Raw genomic sequence first — 16,875 nt, 5'->3', positions numbered from 1 at the left:
CTCAAACGGAGGCTATACCATTAGCATCGACCGCCTTACTCGAAGGTCCGCTTTGCGACCTTTACGAACGATTTTAGGCTTTAGGAAAATTTTCCACATGCCGAGTTCGAACAGCCACCACCCAAGATATGTTTGGCAACCCCCCAGCCGTCCTTCGACATTTAGCGCGATTCCTGAATCTTGAAGCGTTACAATGAGGACAAAATTACCCAAAAAAATAGCAAAAAGTGTCACTTCGATAATTTCGAGTGAAAACAGACGCTTAAGCAAAAGTTACATGTTACTATAGGACTAAAGACATGACGGATCAGAAAAAACCTGACCAGACCACATCCTCCGAAAAACCTTGGGGCGGCCGCTTCAGTGAGCCGACGGATGCCTTCGTCGAGCGCTTCACGGCGTCGGTGGGTTTTGATCAGCGTCTTTATCACCATGATATTACCGGCTCCATTGCCCACGCCACCATGTTGGCCAAGGTGGGTGTGCTGACCGACGCCGAGCGCGACCAGATCATCGAAGGCTTGAAGGGCGTTAAAGAAGACATCGAAGCCGGCCGTTTCGAGTGGTCTGTGAGTCTGGAAGATGTGCACATGAACATCGAAGCCAAACTCACCGAACGCATCGGTATTACTGGTAAGAAACTGCACACAGGCCGCAGCCGGAACGATCAGGTGGCCACCGATATCCGTCTGTACCTGCGCGATGAAATTGACGTGATTGCAGAAGAGCTGACGCGACTGAGATCCGGTCTGTTGGATCTGGCCGAGCGCGAAGCCGCCACCATCATGCCGGGTTTTACCCACCTGCAAACCGCTCAGCCGGTCACCTTTGGACATCACCTTCTGGCCTGGTACGAAATGCTGGTGCGGGACGCCGAGCGTCTGCAGGACTGCCGCAAACGTGTGAATGTTATGCCTTTGGGCGCGGCGGCGCTGGCTGGCACCACTTACCCGATCGACCGCAACATGACGGCGGAACTACTCGGCTTTGACCGTGCCTCCGAGAACTCATTGGATTCCGTGAGTGATCGGGATTTTGCCATCGAATTCTGCAGCTTTGCGTCTTTGCTGATGACGCACCTGTCTCGCTTCAGTGAAGAGCTGGTGTTGTGGACATCGGCCCAGTTCGATTTCATCGATCTACCAGACCGTTTCTGCACCGGTTCTTCCATCATGCCTCAGAAGAAGAACCCCGACGTACCAGAGCTGGTGCGTGGCAAAACGGGCCGGGTGAACGGTCATTTGATCAGCCTGTTGACCCTGATGAAGAGCCAGCCGCTGGCCTACAACAAAGACAACCAGGAAGACAAAGAGCCGCTGTTTGATACCGTGGATACCATCAAAGGCTGCCTGAAGGCCTATGCCGATATGATTCCGGCGATTAAGGCGAAAGCGGACAACATGCGGGTAGCGGCCAAGCGAGGCTTCTCGACAGCGACGGATTTGGCGGATTACCTGGTGAAAAAAGGTGTGCCGTTCCGCGATGCCCACGAAATTGTCGGTAAGTCTGTGGCGTTTGGCGTTGCTGAAAACCGTGACCTGTCTGAAATGACACTGGAAGAACTGCAGCAGTTCTCAGGCGTTATCGGCGAAGACGTGTTTGATGTGCTGACGCTGGAAGGCTCGGTGCAGGCCCGTGACCACTTGGGTGGTACGGCGCCGAACCAAGTGCTGGCCGCGGTTGCCCGCGCCAGAGCTGCGCTGTAACGAATCAGTGCACAATGGAATACCGGCGCCTGTTCGCGGCCGGTATTCCATTACCCTCCGATTCGCCCGGTGCTTAAATCCACCACTGCGGGTGTCAGGTCTTCCAGTGGTTGAGGCCGTGCGAGCCTGTAGCCTTGTCCGAAATGAATGCCCAACGAGCGTACCTTCCGAAGGGTTTCGTCGTTCTCGATAAACGTTGCAACGGTTTCTTTGCCGGTTGTTTCGGCGATTCGGTGCAGGGCATCCACCATAATTTGCTGAACCGGGTCGTTCTCCAGTTTGTGCATCATCCGCTTGTCGAGTTTGATGAAGTCGACCGGCAAATTGGCGGCCAGACTATAGCTTTCCACTGAGGCCCCCGCCCCTTCCAGTGCGACTTTGCAGCCGATTCGGTGTAGCGAGTCACAGAGTACGGCCGCCTCATCCGGATACCGGGTCGCGTGGGACTCGCGAATCTCCAAGCAAAAACAGCTCGCGTTAAACGGTGTTTGAGCCACAGCCTGCTTCATGAAGTCGGCAAAGGTGTCGTCCAGAAGCGATGCCAAAGACAGGTTGAATCCGCAGTATTTCAGGCGCGGCTCCAGCAAACGGTGCTGGCTGAGCCAAGTTAGTGTTTGTCGGATGACTTGCCGGTCCAGCATTTTCGCGAGGTCGTAGCGTTCCGCTACCGGTAGAAAATGTTCGGGCTTGAGCAGATCGTTATCCGGGCCGGCAGGAACGCGGCACAGGATTTCGACACGGTCGCCCCAAGTGGCACTGGCAACCGGTTTCAACGCCTGAAACTCCAGTACCAAAGACCCGTCATCCAGCGCCTGACGCAATTGTTGCAAGCGCCGCTCGCTCCCGGTTTCACTTTCCTGTTCAGGCGGCAAGGCGTGAGCGGTGTGAATACGGTCCCGGCCCGAGGTTTTTGCGGTATGGCACAAATCGGCGGCTTGGCTTAGTAGTATGTCAGGTTGCTCAGGGGCGTCTTTGTCGATGATGAGCAAGCCGCCGCTGACCGTCGTCTGGAGTATTTTTCCCTGCCATTCGAATTGAAATTGAGCAATCTGTTCCCGTACTTCGTCGGCAATTTTTCGCGCCCGGGATTCCGGGCAGTTCTCGATAAAGAGCGCAAAGGTATCGCCCCCTAAGCGAGCGAGTGCATCACGCTTTCGAACGCGCAAGTTCAGTGTGCTGGCCAGTTCGCGCAGGTACCGGTCACAGATGCCGGTGTCTGCGATCTCGCTGAAACCATCAAAGTCATCAATGTCTAGAAACAGCAGGCTGTCGACCAACTGGCGTTTGTGCCTATGGCTGATGGCGCGTTCAAGATGGACGCTGAAGGCACGGCGGTTCATCAGGCCGGTGATCGGGTCATGGCGCATGCGATGATCGCCACTGCTGTTTTGTAGGACTCGACTGCTTATGTCTTTGGCGACGCGCACGGCACCAACGACTTCGCCTTCATCGTTGTGAATCCGCTGAAAGTGGAGCTCAAATAACGAAGACGATGCGCCGTCACTGAATAGGGGCATTTCTGCAACGAAGTGGTCTCGTTCGAAGGCTTTTTGCCACAAGCTTTCCATCAACCGGCGCTCGTTGGGGAAGTTCTTGAGCAGCGCTTTCAGGTTGTCGCCTTGCTGGGGCTCAAGATCAAAGGCAGTTCTGAATTGTTGCTCCCACGCCGCATTGAAATGCAATAAGTTAAAGGCTGTGTCGAGTGCAACGACCAAGTCGGGAGTTGCGGCTGTTGTGGCCTCCAGCATGCGCTGAGCTTGTTGTTTTTGCTCATCGTGACGCATGGCTGAACTGTGATTGACCAGCACCCCTCCTAGCCTGTGAACGCGCCCGCCACTTTTGAGGGCGCGGCCGGTAAGCGTAGCTCGCACCAATCGCTGGCGGCTGGTCATAATTGGCAGTTCAATGCTGAATGGTTGGCCGGAACGCATGCACCGACGCATCAAAGCGCGAACCCGGTTCTGGTGTGACTGACAGTAGAACAAAGCTTGTTCGGGGGAGAGGTCAGCGCCGGCACGCAGCTCCAGCAACCGATACATGGCTTCAGACCAGAAGACTTCATTGGAGGAAACGTCGAGCTCCCAAAAACCGAAGCTTGCACTGCGCTCTGCCAGCCCGAGCAGGCGGCCGTCCATTTGCTGGCTGTCTTTTAGCGTGATGGACGCGCTGGTTTCCGGATCGTTCTGCAGTGTTTCAAGCCGAAGGCCCAGCGATGCCGTGAAAAAGAAGCCTTCTTTATGCTTGAACGTGACCAGCACGGTTTGGCCGTTGGCTAAACGGTGACGATGTGCCGGCGCGAAAGGGTCGTCCTGTCGGGAAGCCAGAATGTGCTGTACGGACAGTTGCGTGAGTTCGCTGGCATCGTACCCGAACATGGCTTCTGCATGCCTGTCCGAGTGAGTAATGCGGCCGTCGACATCCACGCGAAGCTGGCTCGGATGGATGACGGGCCCGGAAGGGTCGGGGCGATAGCGTTGGATCAGGAACTCTTTCAAAGCGCAGGTGCCTCATCATGATCTGCCGGTACCGGAATTAGCCCGGAACCGGGTGTTCTTATGGTTGTTTGCCGGCGTTGCTACGAGCTGCTCATCATACTGGCTATCAAGATGAAAAAAACCTCTTGCCTAACGTGCCGCACCGATACGGAGCTGACCTCGCGGTCCGGGACGGGTCTCGGGTATACTTCGTCTATTATTCACGCAAGGGTAAACGTATGCAGACAATGAGAGCGCGTCGGTTGGGCTATGTAGCATTGTGTCTGCTGGCCATGCTCGTCATGAGTGGCTGTGGTCAGAAAGGGCCGCTGTACCGGGAAGCGCCGGTGGCAGTGGATGTTCCTGCTGCCGTATCGGAAGTTCCGGAAACGGACACCGGGGCCCTCGGTGATGAACAAACGGCGCACTGACTTTCACGTTTACCTTACCTAACGAGTTCAGGAAAAGAATGGATCATTTCAATTACCGTGATGGCGAGCTTTACGCCGAAGATCTTCCGGTTGCCCAGATTGCAGAGCAGTTCGGCACCCCGGCTTATGTGTACTCTCGCGCTACTTTGGAGCGACACTACCGGGCGTATGACGATGCATTGAGCAATCGCCCCCACCTCGTATGCTACGCAGTAAAAGCTAATAGTAATCTGGCCGTGCTGAACGTATTGGCGCGACTGGGCGCCGGTTTTGACATTGTCTCGGCCGGTGAGCTGGAGCGCGTGCTCCGGGCCGGTGGCGATGCTGGCAAGGTCGTGTTCTCGGGTGTTGGTAAGCAAGAGTGGGAGATGAAGCGGGCCCTGGAAGCCGGCGTTCGCTGCTTCAACGTGGAGTCTGATACTGAACTTGACCGTCTGAACGCTGTTGCTGGCGAGTTGGGCGTAAAAGCGCCGGTATCCTTGCGGGTGAACCCGGACGTGGATGCCGGTACGCATCCCTATATTTCAACCGGGCTGAAAGAAAACAAGTTCGGCATTGATATCGCGGAAGCACCTCAGGTATACGCTCGCGCGGCCACTTTGCCGAACCTGGATATCAAGGGGGTGGATTGCCATATCGGATCTCAGCTGACCACCGTATCCCCGTTCCTGGACGCATTGGATCGGGTTTTGGCGCTGGTTGATGCGTTGGGCGAGCAAGGTATCAACATTCGCCATCTGGATATGGGCGGCGGACTGGGTGTGACCTACGATCAGGAAACGCCACCTGAACCTTCCGAATACGTGAAAGCCTTGTCGGAGCGAATGGGTGATCGTCAGCTGGAGCTGATTCTTGAACCCGGGCGTTCCATTGCCGCTAACGCGGGTATTCTGGTGACCAAGGTGGAATTCCTTAAGTGCACTGAACACCGAAATTTTGCCATCATCGATGCCGCCATGAACGATCTGATTCGCCCGGCTCTTTATAGTGCCTGGCAGGCGATCGTGCCGGTTAAGCCACACAATGACGGTGAAGAGAAGATTTGGGACCTGGTTGGGCCGGTCTGTGAAACGGGGGATTTCCTCGGCAAAGACCGCGCGCTGACCCTGAAAGCGAACGACTTGCTGGCTGTGCGCTCAGCCGGCGCATACGGTTTTGTTATGGCCTCCAACTACAATACTCGCAACCGTCCGCCGGAGTTGATGGTCGATGGTGATCAGGTGCATGTGGTACGTCGCCGGGAAACGCTGGATGACCAGCTGGCCCCTGAAAGTTGCTTGCCAGAATGAGTGGGGAGCCGGAGATGACGCAGCAAAGACGGGGGCAAGGCCCGTTGCTTCGGTTTACCAAAATGCACGGGTTGGGCAATGACTTCATGGTGGTGGACGCGATCAGTCAGCAATTCCGCCTGCGCCCGGAAGTGATTCGTGATCTGGCCAACCGTAATTTTGGCATCGGTTTTGACCAGCTGCTGGTGGTTGAGCCTCCCGGGCTGCCCGATGTCGACTTCCGTTACCGGATCTTCAATGCCGATGGCTCGGAAGTTGAACAGTGTGGCAACGGTGCACGCTGCTTTGCACGCTTTGTCCGGGACCAGCGTTTAACGAACAAACGGGTGATTCGAGTCCAGACCGCGAAAGGGGTCATTGAACTGAAAGTTGGCAAAGATAGCCAGGTGATGGTCAACATGGGCGTGCCCGAGCTGAACCCGCCGGCGATTCCCTTTGCCGCCAACAGTGAGAAGACCGTGTATACGGTTGATGTTGACGACCAAACCGTGGAGCTTTCCGCGGTATCCATGGGTAACCCCCATGGTGTTCTTGTGGTCGAGGATGTGGATACTGCGCCGGTTTCGGTCTTGGGGCCGCTGCTGGAAAAACATCCCCGTTTCCCGGCCCGGGCTAACATCGGATTCTTGCAAATTATTGATCGTACGCACGCTCGTTTGCGGGTGTTCGAACGCGGTTCGGGTGAAACCCTGGCCTGTGGCAGCGGGGCTTGCGCGGCCGTTGTGGCGGGCCGCTTACGCGGTTTGTTAGATGAACGTGTGAAGGTAGAACTGAGAGGGGGCCCCCTAGTGATCGAATGGCAGGGTGAAGGGACCCCTGTTATGATGGAAGGCCCTGCCACAACAGTCTTTGACGGCCAGTTGCGGCTGCCGGGCGACACACTGCCCCGCCGACGGAAAAGCTCAAGAACGCATAAAAACAGGGCCTGACGGTTCAGGAGAACGTGATGACAGAACAAACGGCCCGCCAGAAGGCCGGCGAACTAACCCCGGAGCAGGTTGCGGAGTACCTTCGCGCCAACCCTGATTTCTTTCTCGACCAAGACGAGCTGCTGCGCAGTTTGACCTTGCCCCACGCCAGTGGCCGCGCGATTTCGTTGGTTGAGCGTCAGGTTCATTTGTTTCGCGAGCAACGGGATACCCTGCGCAGTGAAATGATGGAGCTGGTCTCTATTGCGCGCCATAACGACCGGTTGTTTGAAAAGAGCAAGCGCCTGTTAATGCAGGTAATAGAAGCCAAGAATCTTCAGGACATGGCCTCGGCCATTGATGACAGCATTCGGGGCGATTTTGGACTCGACGCGGCCTCGATTCTGTTGTTCGGTGACGTGAACAAGCTGGGTCAGTCCCATGGTGCCTTGCACATTGTAGGCAAAAGTCAGGCTGAACAGCGGCTGGGTGCTTTGCTTGATGGCGACCGGGCGGTGTGTGGACAGTTCCGGGAGACTGAACGTGCCTTCCTGTTTCCAGATCGTGACGAGCCGATCGCCTCGGTGGCTTTGGTGCCTCTCCGTTATGAAGGGTTGGTCGGGGTGTTTGCGGTAGGCAGTTGCGAGCCCGGGTATTTTGATCAGAGCATGGGTTCGCTGTTCCTGAGTTACATCAGTGACACCCTCAGCCGGTTGCTGCCCCCGGTGCTTAAGCGTCATGGCTCGGATGCCGCAAAAGTTGCTGAGTTAACTGTGGAGAGCGGTCAAGGGTGACCAAAACCGGTTCCGACGACCGAATGCCAGAGGCGCTTACGATGCCGCTGGCAGGCTTTGCTAACCATTTATCCTCTGAAAAACGCCATTCCCCACGCACCTGCGAACATTATCTCCGCGACTTACAACGTTTTTGTGCCTGGCTGACCACGGTCGATATTGATCAATGGGCGACGGTGACAAGCCACGATGTGCGTCGGTACGTCGCCAACCTGAGCAAAGAAGGACTGGGTGGGCGAAGCATTGCACGACACCTCTCTTCTATTCGTCGTTTTTACCAGTTTTTGCTTCGGGAAGGGATGGCAAAAGACAACCCGGCTCTGGACATCCGCGCTCCCAAAAGCGGTCGCCGCTTGCCCAAAGTGGCGGATGTGGATCAACTGAACCGGTTGCTTGAGGTTAACCCGGATGATCCGCTCGAAGTGCGTGACTTGGCCATGTTTGAGTTGATGTATTCCTCCGGTCTGCGGCTATCAGAATTGGCAGGTCTCAATTTGGGCGCTTTGGACTTGGCCGGTGGAGAAGTCAAAGTGTTGGGTAAAGGCAGTAAAGAACGGGTATTGCCGGTGGGCGCCAAAGCCGCTGCTGCCGTACGTCGGTGGCTTAAATGCCGTGCTGAGTTCGTTGCTGGTAGTGAGGCGGCCATGTTTGTCAGCCAGCGGGGCGGGCGTTTAAGTCGGCGCAGTATTCAAGCGCGTTTGGCGCGCTGGGGAACGCTCCAAGGGGCTGATCAGCGTATGCACCCCCATATGCTTCGTCATTCATTTGCCAGTCATATGCTCGAATCCAGTGGGGATTTAAGAGCGGTTCAAGAACTGCTGGGGCATGCGGACATAGCGACGACTCAGGTCTATACTCACTTGGACTTTCAACATCTTGCCCGGGTTTATGATCAAAGCCACCCTCGGGCTCGTCGGCGTTCGGGTGCCAGCACACCCGTCTTGTCTGGCAGCGATTCGGCTGGCCAATAACGGAGCATGGCATGGCATCGGAGCAATCCTGGAAGAACAAATACCAACAGGTTTTAAAAGAAGCAGAACAGCAGGAGCAGCGATGCAAGGAGCAGCGTGACCTACTAGGACGTATGCTGGTACGAACCTGTGTTGCCTCGGAAGGCCAGCGGCCTGAGCTGGATCACTTGCTGGGCCGGTTGAGAGCTGATCTACGTCGTAAAACTGTTAACGCACAAGCCTGGCTCAGTCTGCAGGAGCAGATTGATCGTCAGATCGCGCTGTTGGATGATGAAAGAGCACCGAATTCCACTGAAGGTAACGCTCGGCAGCCGTCACCAAGGGTGGCCGCGGGAGACGGCATTGATATTTCAGATCAGGATCATCGCCTCCTCATCGCCCGGCGAGTGGGACAGCTGCTGAATCAGGTTCTGGAGCAAGTGACGCTGGAGCCTGATGCCGAGGCGAAAGCCAAAGAGCTCCAACAAACGCTTCTTTCCAGTATCGATTGGAGTACGTTGCGTACCAGCCTCGAATCTGTTTCTGAGCTGTTAATCCGGGCGATTACTCGCAATCAACGTGAACTCGAAGCTTTTTTGACACGTCTCAATGATCGTCTTGAAACCTTGCGCGAGCATTTTTCGCACCAATCGGAATCCAATTCGTCACGCAAAGATGATACGGAGGTCCTCGATCAGGAAATTCGTCACGAGATTGGTTTGGTCAGCGAAGACCTCAGGGCCAGTGACGATCTGGAAACCCTCAAGCAATCGGTGGGGCAGCGGCTAGATCAGATTGGGAACGCCCTTGGGCGTTTTAAAGAAAAGGAAAGTCGGCGAGAACGTTTCATGGCTGAGCAACTTGAGTCCATGCAGCAGAAAATGGCTGCGATGGAAGCGAGTTCTGAGCAAATGCAGGAGCAGATTCGCCGGGAGCGCGCTCGCGCCATGACCGATCTGCTGACCCAACTGCCAAACCGCGAAGCGTGGCAAGAGCGACTGCATTTTGAATACAACCGTTGGCAGCGTTATAGCCACCCCTTGACCGTGTCGGTCGTGGATATTGATTTGTTTAAACGAATTAATGATAGCTATGGGCACAAGGCGGGCGATCGGGTACTGCAATTGGTTGCCCGAGAGCTACAGGGGCGGTTGAGAGCGACCGACTTCATCGCCCGTATTGGCGGCGAAGAGTTTGCATTGCTGCTGCCGGAGACCAAAATGGATGAGGCTGTTTCAGTGATGGATAAACTGAGAGGCTATGTCGAGAAACTGCCATTTCATTTTGGTGGGAATCCGGTCAGCATTACGTTTTCTTCCGGTCTTGCGCAGTTTGTTCGTGGAGACAGTCAGGACCAGGCCTTTGAACGTGCCGATCGGGCCCTGTACCGAGCCAAGGCAACAGGCCGCAACCGTGTCGTAGCTAATTAATCATCCACACTCGTGGCTCCGTGAGGGTATGCAGTGACGTTTTTTCTCCAGCTCGTGTTGTTTCTGTTGGTAAGCTTTTCGACCGCAGCTGCGCAAGCGGACCCGCCACAAGAATCACCAGCTCCCGTATTGGGCCTCGAGGATTTGATGTGGCTGGAGGAACTCGACACCATCAGAGTCGGCGTTCGACAAACCCAGATGCCACTGATTTTTGACAGTGGAAATGGGCAGTTGGTGGGGTTGCTGGCGGACTATCTCGATCTTCTTTCCCGAAAACTCGACCTCCCTGTCGAACCGTTCATGCTGGATGAGCAGGAGCAGCCTGCCGATCTGGTGCTCACAACTCGTGTTCCCGGCGCGCCCGTAATACCGGGGTTGCGGCACACTACTCCGATCATGAGTCTCACCTACGGTGTCTTTGTAAACGCCGGGGATGCCGGTTTCCGTACCTTGGCGGATTTGGAGTCGGCTAATGTCGCCATCATCGGGGACGACCCGAACCAATTCCCCCTGCTTGACCCCGTCAACAACTTCACGCCGGTGCCGGTCGATAATTTAGGAGAAGCCATCAGTCAGGTGTTGGCCGGTAGCGCAGATGCCTTCTTGGCACCGGTCCCCGTGGTCTCTGACTACCTGGAATCGACGATGGTCAACGGCATCGGATTGGCGGTCCTGTTGGACAACCGGCCGGTGGATGTGGTGCTTCAAGTGCCAACCGAGAAACATCAATTATTTCGAGTCGCTGATCGAGCGGTTGTATCCATTAGCCACAACGAGCATCGGGAAATCCGGCAGGCTTGGTTGCAAGGCGATGTCCCGATGTTGGAAGGTCGCGGCGTTGCGCTGACTGCGGCGGAGAAGGGGTGGCTCGAGAAAAATCAGGGCCTGAAGGTCGGGCTGCGTAGGGATTGGCCTCCTTTCGAATTTGAACAGGATGGCCGGCCGGCCGGGCTGATTGCGGATTTGCTGAGCAGGTTGGAAGAAAATTTGGGCATTCGTTTCGATAAACAAATCATGGATACCCGGGCCTCCGCCGAAGAGGCGTTGAAGGCCGGCACGGTGGATATTCTGCCAGGTATGTCGCGGACTCCCCGAACCGAACAGGAATTTCTGTTCACCCGTGCTTACGTGACGGTGCCCATCGCTTTGGCGATACGGGACAGCGGCCGTTTTATTGGAGACCTGCGGGAATTGCGCGACGAGAAGGTTGGCGTTGTAAATCGTCAGGCCAGCCACGATTATTTGCTGATTAACCACCCGGATCTTGATCTCTATCCTCAGGCCACTGTGGCCGATGGCTTGCTGGCGTTGTCCAACGGCGATCTTGATGTGATGGTGACGCACATCCCGGCAGTCAGCTATACGGTTGCACGATTGGGGCTGTCGAACCTCAGGATCACGAGTATCACACCGTATCAGTACGATTTACGTTTAGCGGTGCGCAAGACCAACCCGGAGTTGCACCGGATTCTTAACAAGGCATTGGGCAGCCTGCCTGAGTCTGAGGGCGAGGCAGTCTACAATCGCTGGATCCACCTGGATATCGAGCAAGAGACGGATTACACGGTGGTTCGGCGCATCATTCTGATCGCCGTCGTCGTGGTACTGATATTCCTGTACTGGAACCGAAAGTTATCCCTGGAAGTGGATGAACGCATACGGTCTGAGAACGCACTGCGACGGAGCGAGGACGAGCTGCGAGCCGCCAAGCTTGAAGCCGAACGGTTGGCGCGGGAGGCGGAAATGGCCAACCGTGCGAAAAGTGAATTCCTCGCGAACATGTCCCATGAAATCCGAACACCGATGAACGCGGTGATCGGCTACAGTGACTTGCTGTATAACTCGGTGACCGATCCGCAGCAGCGGAATTATCTGAACGCAATCCGTGCCGGTAGCCGCAGCTTGCTGATGTTGATCAATGACATTCTGGACCTGTCGAGGATTGAGGCTGGCAAAATGCGTCTGGATTTTGCTCCGGTCTCCGTGCGCCGATTACTGAGCGATGTACGTCATATTTTTGATCTGCGGGCAACGGAACAGGGCATTGCGCTGGAAGTCAGTGTGGGTGCTGGTTTGCCATCTGCGATGATGCTTGATGAAACGCGGTTGCGGCAGGTGTTGTTTAACCTGGTTGGTAATGCGATTAAGTTCACTCACGAGGGCGAAGTGACGGTCCGAGTGGTGGCCGAGTTATTGGAAGAGCCCGACGACAGCGAGGCTGACGCTCGATACTACCGGATGGTGGTGACTGTAACGGATACCGGCATTGGCATTGCTCCGGATCAGCAGGGCCGAATTTTTGATGCTTTCGAACAACACGAAGGCCAAAGCTCCAGACGCTACGGCGGTACCGGCCTGGGGCTCGCCATCAGTCGTAAGCTGGTGGAAATGATGGGGGGCGAGCTGACGCTCGAAAGTGAGGCCGGAGTCGGTTCGACGTTTACCATCGTTTTGCCCAAGGTTGAAGCCACCGGGGAAGAAGCCGAAGACGAGGGTACGCCGGAAGAGTCCGAGCGTTTGTTGGCCCAGACCATGAGCATGCAGGAGCGTGGTTGGTTACGGGAAAGCCTCGCACGAGACTTTGGCGATGAGTGGCAAGACGTTCGGGAGAGCGGCGATCCGGAACAAATGAAAGACTTTGCCCTGAGAATTATCGATTGGGGGCAGCGTCACCGTTCGCTGTCGGTTACCCGTTACGGTGAGAAATTGTTGGCAGACGTGGAAGCGTTTAATTTGGATGCAGTGAATACCGCGCTGGAGACCTTTCCCCGTCTACTTGGGCAAGGCTGAGGCGGCTTACAGGCAATCGAACTGCGACTGACGATCGAAGGCCACAGACACCATGTCGTACCCGGAGTCGGTGAGCGATTGCATCAGCTGCTGATCCTGAAACAAGGTCGTGCACACCTTGTGAACCTTGGCTTGGAGTTGCGGTTTCGATGGCGTCGGTCCTTTAAGACGGAAATCCACCACAAGGTATTTTCGGTCAACGCCAGCGGTTGCGGGGATGTCTTCTCGCTCAACGCTTTCAAAGCCGATGTAGGTTGCTTCCGCTTTTGGAAACACTTGCTGCATGAGAAGGTCCAGATTCTCTGCTTGTACATGGGTGGTCGTTGCGCCGGTCAACAGCGCCCAAGACAAGACAAAGTTTCGAATCCGCATAGGCGTATCTCGTCAGACAATGGATGCAATGCCGTAACCAAGTGTAAGTTTTGGTTACAATTAATTATTGCAGAGAGTGCCGGCTTTTGCTGCATGAAGCCGTGGGATTTTTCAATTGTTTGCAATGCTGACACAATCAGAGTTTGCTAAGAGAGTTCACTGAACACCGTGAGTCTCCTGCAGCAGTGTTTTCAGCTATGATGAAACCGAGCACCCTGAAAAGAAAAATGAGGTAACGTCATGTTCCAGCTCGTATTCAAGGGCGAATGTACTTCAGGCACTGATCTGAATACCGCCCGTGCCAACGCCCAAGCTTTGTTCAAAGCCAGTGTTGAACAACTGGACCGCATGTTCAGTGGTCAGGCGGTGGTGATCCGTAACAAGCTGGATCAGGAGCAAGCCGAGAAATACCAAGCGGTACTCAAGAAGCATGGCATGGTGGTGTATGTGCAGCCAATGGCCGAGGCAGGCCGACAGACGTCAGCCCCGCCCCGCCAGGTTGTGACGAAGGAAAACGCTGAAGGCACACCTTCTGCTCAAGAAGATAAAACTCCGATTCCAAAAGCTACTTCAGGTAAAACGCCAGAAGTGGAGCCGGGTGACCGTTTACCAGTAGCCGGTGAAAAAGTGGATGAAATTTTGGCTGGCTCGGGCCTGAGCCTCGATCCGGTCGGGGTAACTCTGGTTCAGCCTCAGGAAGTTGAAGCCCCGATGTTTGAGCATCTGGATGAGTGGAGTATAGCGCCGCCGGGCTCCGATCTTGGCGTTAAACGGGAAACGCCACCACCCATCGTTCCGGATACCTCCCATATATCGTTGGCCGACGATGACAAATCCAGCTAATTCGAACTGACCTATTTTGAACCTTTCATCAAGAACGCTCGTTCTGTTCGCTGTCGTGATGGTGTTTTCGGCGCTGCCAGTGCTGGGTGTTGCACAGGAAAACCGCCCGAAAGTGGGGCTGGTGCTGAGCGGTGGTGGCGCCAAAGGCATGGCCCATGTTGGGGTGCTCCGGGTCCTGGAAGAAATGCAGGTGCCGGTGGATATGGTCGTTGGTACCAGCGCCGGCTCTGCGGTGGCAGCCTTGTACGCTTCTGGCATGTCGGTTGATGAAATTGAACAGCGTTTCATTGATCTGGATTGGCTAGCCAGTTTCAGGGATGACCCGGGGCGTGCCTACAAACCAGTTCGTCGTAAACAATCGGATTGGCGCTTACCCATTTCGCCGGGAATCGGAGTCGACACCGAGGGCATCCATGTCGGTGGGGGCTTGGTCACCGGCCAAAATCTCGGTCTGATTCTTAATGAACTCACCAGAAATGCTGCGTTGGTGGACGATTTTGATCAACTCCCCATTCCGTTCCGTGCGATAGCGACTGATCTGGAAACCGGGGTAGAGGTGGTCATTGGTAGTGGCAATCTGGCGGAAGCCATACGCGCCAGCATGAGCATTCCCGGCGTTTACGCGCCGGTTGAACGTGGCGGCCGTTTATTGGTGGATGGTGGTGTGGCCAACAATTTGCCCGTCAGCGTAGCCCGGGATATGGGGGCCGATATTATTATCGCGGTGGACATCACCGACCCGTTGCTGAAGACCGATGAAATAAAAGAAGCATTTTCCGTCGTTGGCCAGCTAACAACGTTGCTAACCCGCCGGAATACTGAAGATCAGCTCGCCTTGATAACGGATAACGACGTACTTATCCGGCCCAAGCTGGAGGGGTACGGCTCTGCGGATTTTTATGATGGCCCGGTGCTTTTTGAATTGGGGGCTACCGCCGCTAGGGAGCATGCAGTGGAGCTTAATCGCCTAACCGTGCCGGCGGAGGAGTGGCAGGCTTTTCGTGCTGGTTTGGAACAGCGCGCAGTGTCTGTCGGGCGGGTGGCACGAATTGAGTTCAAAGCCGGGCGCAGATTATCGACGGAATTCCTCAAAGAGCGGATACGTCAGAAAGTGGGTGAGCCTCTGGATATCGAGCAACTCGAGTCTGATCTGAAACGTATCTATGGGCTGGGGTATTACGAAACCGTGTCCTGGTCTTTGCGGCCCTCGGAACAGGGCCCAATACTGGATATTCAGGCTCGCGAAAAACGCTGGGGCCCGAACTACCTTTCTTTTGGCCTGAGCTACGAAGACAATTTCAACGGCGGAACGCAGTTTAACCTCGCGTCGGGGCTTCGGATGACCGAACTCAATAGTCTGGGGGCGGAATGGCATACCGGCGTGCAGCTGGGTACAGAGCCGTGGGTTCGCACCCAGTGGTATCAGCCGCTGGACTTTGGTTACGAACGATTTGCGGTGATCGGTTTAGAACACGACCGGGATGAGTACAGTGTCTACGAGAATGGTACCCGTATTTCTGAGATTGATGTCACCCGGACGCAGGTAGATGCCGCAATAGGCATGGAGCTGGGCGGCGACGGCGAAATTCGTGTCGGTTATGTTCGAGGCTCTGCGAGAGTGGAGGATTCGGTGGGTGAAAAAGTGGCGCCATCAGGCCGGATTCACCAAGGCTACGCTAAAGTGCAGTTGGTGCACGACTCGCTCAGTGATTCTTTTTACCCGAAATCTGGTGCTTTTGCGGGGATTCGCGCCCGTTTCGAACGGCCTGAATTAGGTTCAGATCGGGATTTTGACTCAGTGACCGGCATGATACTGGGAACCACCAGTTGGCAGCGTTTCAACATCACCGGCCTGTTGTTCACCGAGCAAGTCGTGAGTGGCGAGTCGGGTATTGAGAACGCAGCCCGTTTGGGCGGGTTCAGGAGGCTATCGGCCTATGCTGCTGGCGAACTGAGTGGCAATGATACCGCATTGGCCTCAGCCTATGCTCGAAGGGAGTTTGGTGGCCCGTTCATGCCTTGGTTTGCGGGCGTCGGGTTTGAAACGGGGAATGCATGGGACAGCATCGACGATGCACGTTGGAACAATTTAGTGCGTTCGTGGAGCCTATTTGCAGGCGTCGATACCTTTGTTGGGCCGGTCCAGTTTTCTGTCGCCTACAACAACGAAGACGATTGGACTGCCTACATGAATATCGGTTTCTCGTTTACCCAACTGTTTTACTGAGCTATGGCCGTCAGCACTTGCTGGCATTGTTGCAGAGCATACCGGTGCAGAATCTCTGCCAGGGCCTGCTCATCGCGGGCTTTAATGGCTTGTATGGACTGCTCCATATGCGCCAGGTTGTCCTCGAGGACTTGTTTGCCGCCCTGACGGAAAGCCGCGAAAGCGCACCGTTTGGCTGATGGCCATAAATTGTCGATTGCAGAAACAATGAAGTAGTTGTCCGCGTAAACCAGCGATGCCTGCGTGTACTCGATCCCTAATTCCAGAAACGCCAACAAGTCGTTTTGTTCGTAGCAACGCTGCATCTTTTCGCGCAGTGATTCCAGTCGTTCCATGTCCTCGGGCTGCCACTGCCGGACCAGTTTCCGACCGGTATGGGTCAGGTAAAGCTCGAGCGTTTCATACAAACTGTGCACGAAATGCTCATCTAGTGTGGTTACGAATGCGCCTTTGCGCGGAACGTTCTTCACCAGATGCCGCTTTTCGAGTAACAGTAGGCCTTCACGTACGGAACCGAGGCTGACGTTCAGCTCTTTGGCCATGGCACTTTCGTAAATCCGTTCGCCGGAGCGGAGTTGCCCGAAGGCAATCAGGTTCTCAACGTGGCGCGCAACTTGTTCGGTCAGAGTTTCTTTCGGCTTGAATGCGTTCATGTAGGATC

Annotated in this window: 13 protein-coding genes; 10 read left to right on the top strand and 3 right to left on the bottom strand. The window is 55.3% G+C overall.

Annotated elements, in window-relative coordinates:
- Positions 1-299 precede the first annotated feature (299 nt).
- Complete coding sequence (argH, locus tag ACNQ6O_RS12095; protein WP_418053481.1) at positions 300-1,706, top strand: argininosuccinate lyase; 1,407 nt, start codon at positions 300-302, stop codon at positions 1,704-1,706.
- A gap of 50 nt (positions 1,707-1,756) precedes the next feature.
- On the opposite strand, the gene ACNQ6O_RS12090 is transcribed toward argH, so the two are convergent.
- Positions 1,757-4,201 (bottom strand): EAL domain-containing protein, encoded by a 2,445-nt coding sequence (locus ACNQ6O_RS12090; protein WP_418053480.1) that lies wholly within the window; start codon positions 4,199-4,201, stop codon positions 1,757-1,759.
- A gap of 218 nt (positions 4,202-4,419) precedes the next feature.
- Between ACNQ6O_RS12090 and lptM the strand changes: the two genes are divergently transcribed.
- The 7 genes from lptM (at position 4,420) to ACNQ6O_RS12055 (ending at position 12,772) form a co-directional block, all read left to right on the top strand.
- On the top strand, positions 4,420-4,611 hold the full coding sequence (gene lptM / locus ACNQ6O_RS12085) for an LPS translocon maturation chaperone LptM (RefSeq protein ID WP_418053479.1): 192 nt from the start codon (positions 4,420-4,422) through the stop codon (positions 4,609-4,611).
- Between the two features lie 38 nt (positions 4,612-4,649).
- A complete protein-coding gene (gene lysA, locus ACNQ6O_RS12080; protein WP_418053478.1) occupies positions 4,650-5,900 on the top strand; it encodes a diaminopimelate decarboxylase in 1,251 nt (416 codons plus the stop codon).
- A 14-nt stretch (positions 5,901-5,914) separates the two neighbouring features.
- Positions 5,915-6,829 carry a diaminopimelate epimerase gene (gene dapF, locus ACNQ6O_RS12075; RefSeq protein ID WP_418053477.1) on the top strand — a complete coding sequence of 305 codons (915 nt, stop codon included), beginning with the start codon at positions 5,915-5,917 and terminating at the stop codon, positions 6,827-6,829.
- Between the two features lie 17 nt (positions 6,830-6,846).
- Positions 6,847-7,602 (top strand): DUF484 family protein, encoded by a 756-nt coding sequence (locus ACNQ6O_RS12070; protein WP_418053476.1) that lies wholly within the window; start codon positions 6,847-6,849, stop codon positions 7,600-7,602.
- Between the two features lie 23 nt (positions 7,603-7,625).
- Positions 7,626-8,573 (top strand): tyrosine recombinase XerC, encoded by a 948-nt coding sequence (gene xerC / locus ACNQ6O_RS12065; protein ID WP_418053844.1) that lies wholly within the window; start codon positions 7,626-7,628, stop codon positions 8,571-8,573.
- An 11-nt stretch (positions 8,574-8,584) separates the two neighbouring features.
- Positions 8,585-9,982, top strand: coding sequence for a diguanylate cyclase (locus ACNQ6O_RS12060; RefSeq protein ID WP_418053475.1), 1,398 nt, complete (start codon positions 8,585-8,587; stop codon positions 9,980-9,982).
- 147 nt (positions 9,983-10,129) lie between these two features.
- The gene (locus tag ACNQ6O_RS12055) at positions 10,130-12,772 is read left to right on the top strand and encodes an ATP-binding protein (protein WP_418053474.1); all 2,643 of its coding nucleotides are present in this window, start codon (positions 10,130-10,132) and stop codon (positions 12,770-12,772) included.
- Positions 12,773-12,778: 6 nt separating this feature from the next.
- On the opposite strand, the gene ACNQ6O_RS12050 is transcribed toward ACNQ6O_RS12055, so the two are convergent.
- On the bottom strand, positions 12,779-13,144 hold the full coding sequence (locus ACNQ6O_RS12050) for a hypothetical protein (RefSeq protein ID WP_418053473.1): 366 nt from the start codon (positions 13,142-13,144) through the stop codon (positions 12,779-12,781).
- Between the two features lie 240 nt (positions 13,145-13,384).
- On the opposite strand from ACNQ6O_RS12050, the gene ACNQ6O_RS12045 reads away from it, so the two are divergent.
- On the top strand, positions 13,385-13,987 hold the full coding sequence (locus ACNQ6O_RS12045; RefSeq protein ID WP_418053472.1) for a hypothetical protein: 603 nt from the start codon (positions 13,385-13,387) through the stop codon (positions 13,985-13,987).
- Positions 13,988-14,045: 58 nt separating this feature from the next.
- Entirely contained in the window at positions 14,046-16,214 is a 2,169-nt protein-coding gene (locus tag ACNQ6O_RS12040; RefSeq protein ID WP_418053843.1) for a patatin-like phospholipase family protein, read from the top strand.
- Here ACNQ6O_RS12040 and ACNQ6O_RS12035 read toward each other — a convergent pair.
- Positions 16,208-16,867: a GntR family transcriptional regulator gene (locus tag ACNQ6O_RS12035; RefSeq protein ID WP_418053471.1), complete on the bottom strand. Its 660-nt coding sequence runs from the start codon at positions 16,865-16,867 to the stop codon at positions 16,208-16,210. The two genes, ACNQ6O_RS12040 and ACNQ6O_RS12035, sit on opposite strands and share 7 nt — an antisense overlap.
- Positions 16,868-16,875 lie beyond the last annotated feature (8 nt).

This window comes from Marinobacter sp. SBS5, from assembly GCF_048285575.1.
Taxonomy (GTDB): Bacteria; Pseudomonadota; Gammaproteobacteria; order Pseudomonadales; family Oleiphilaceae; genus Marinobacter.
This window is presented reverse-complemented; position numbering and strand designations above follow the sequence as displayed.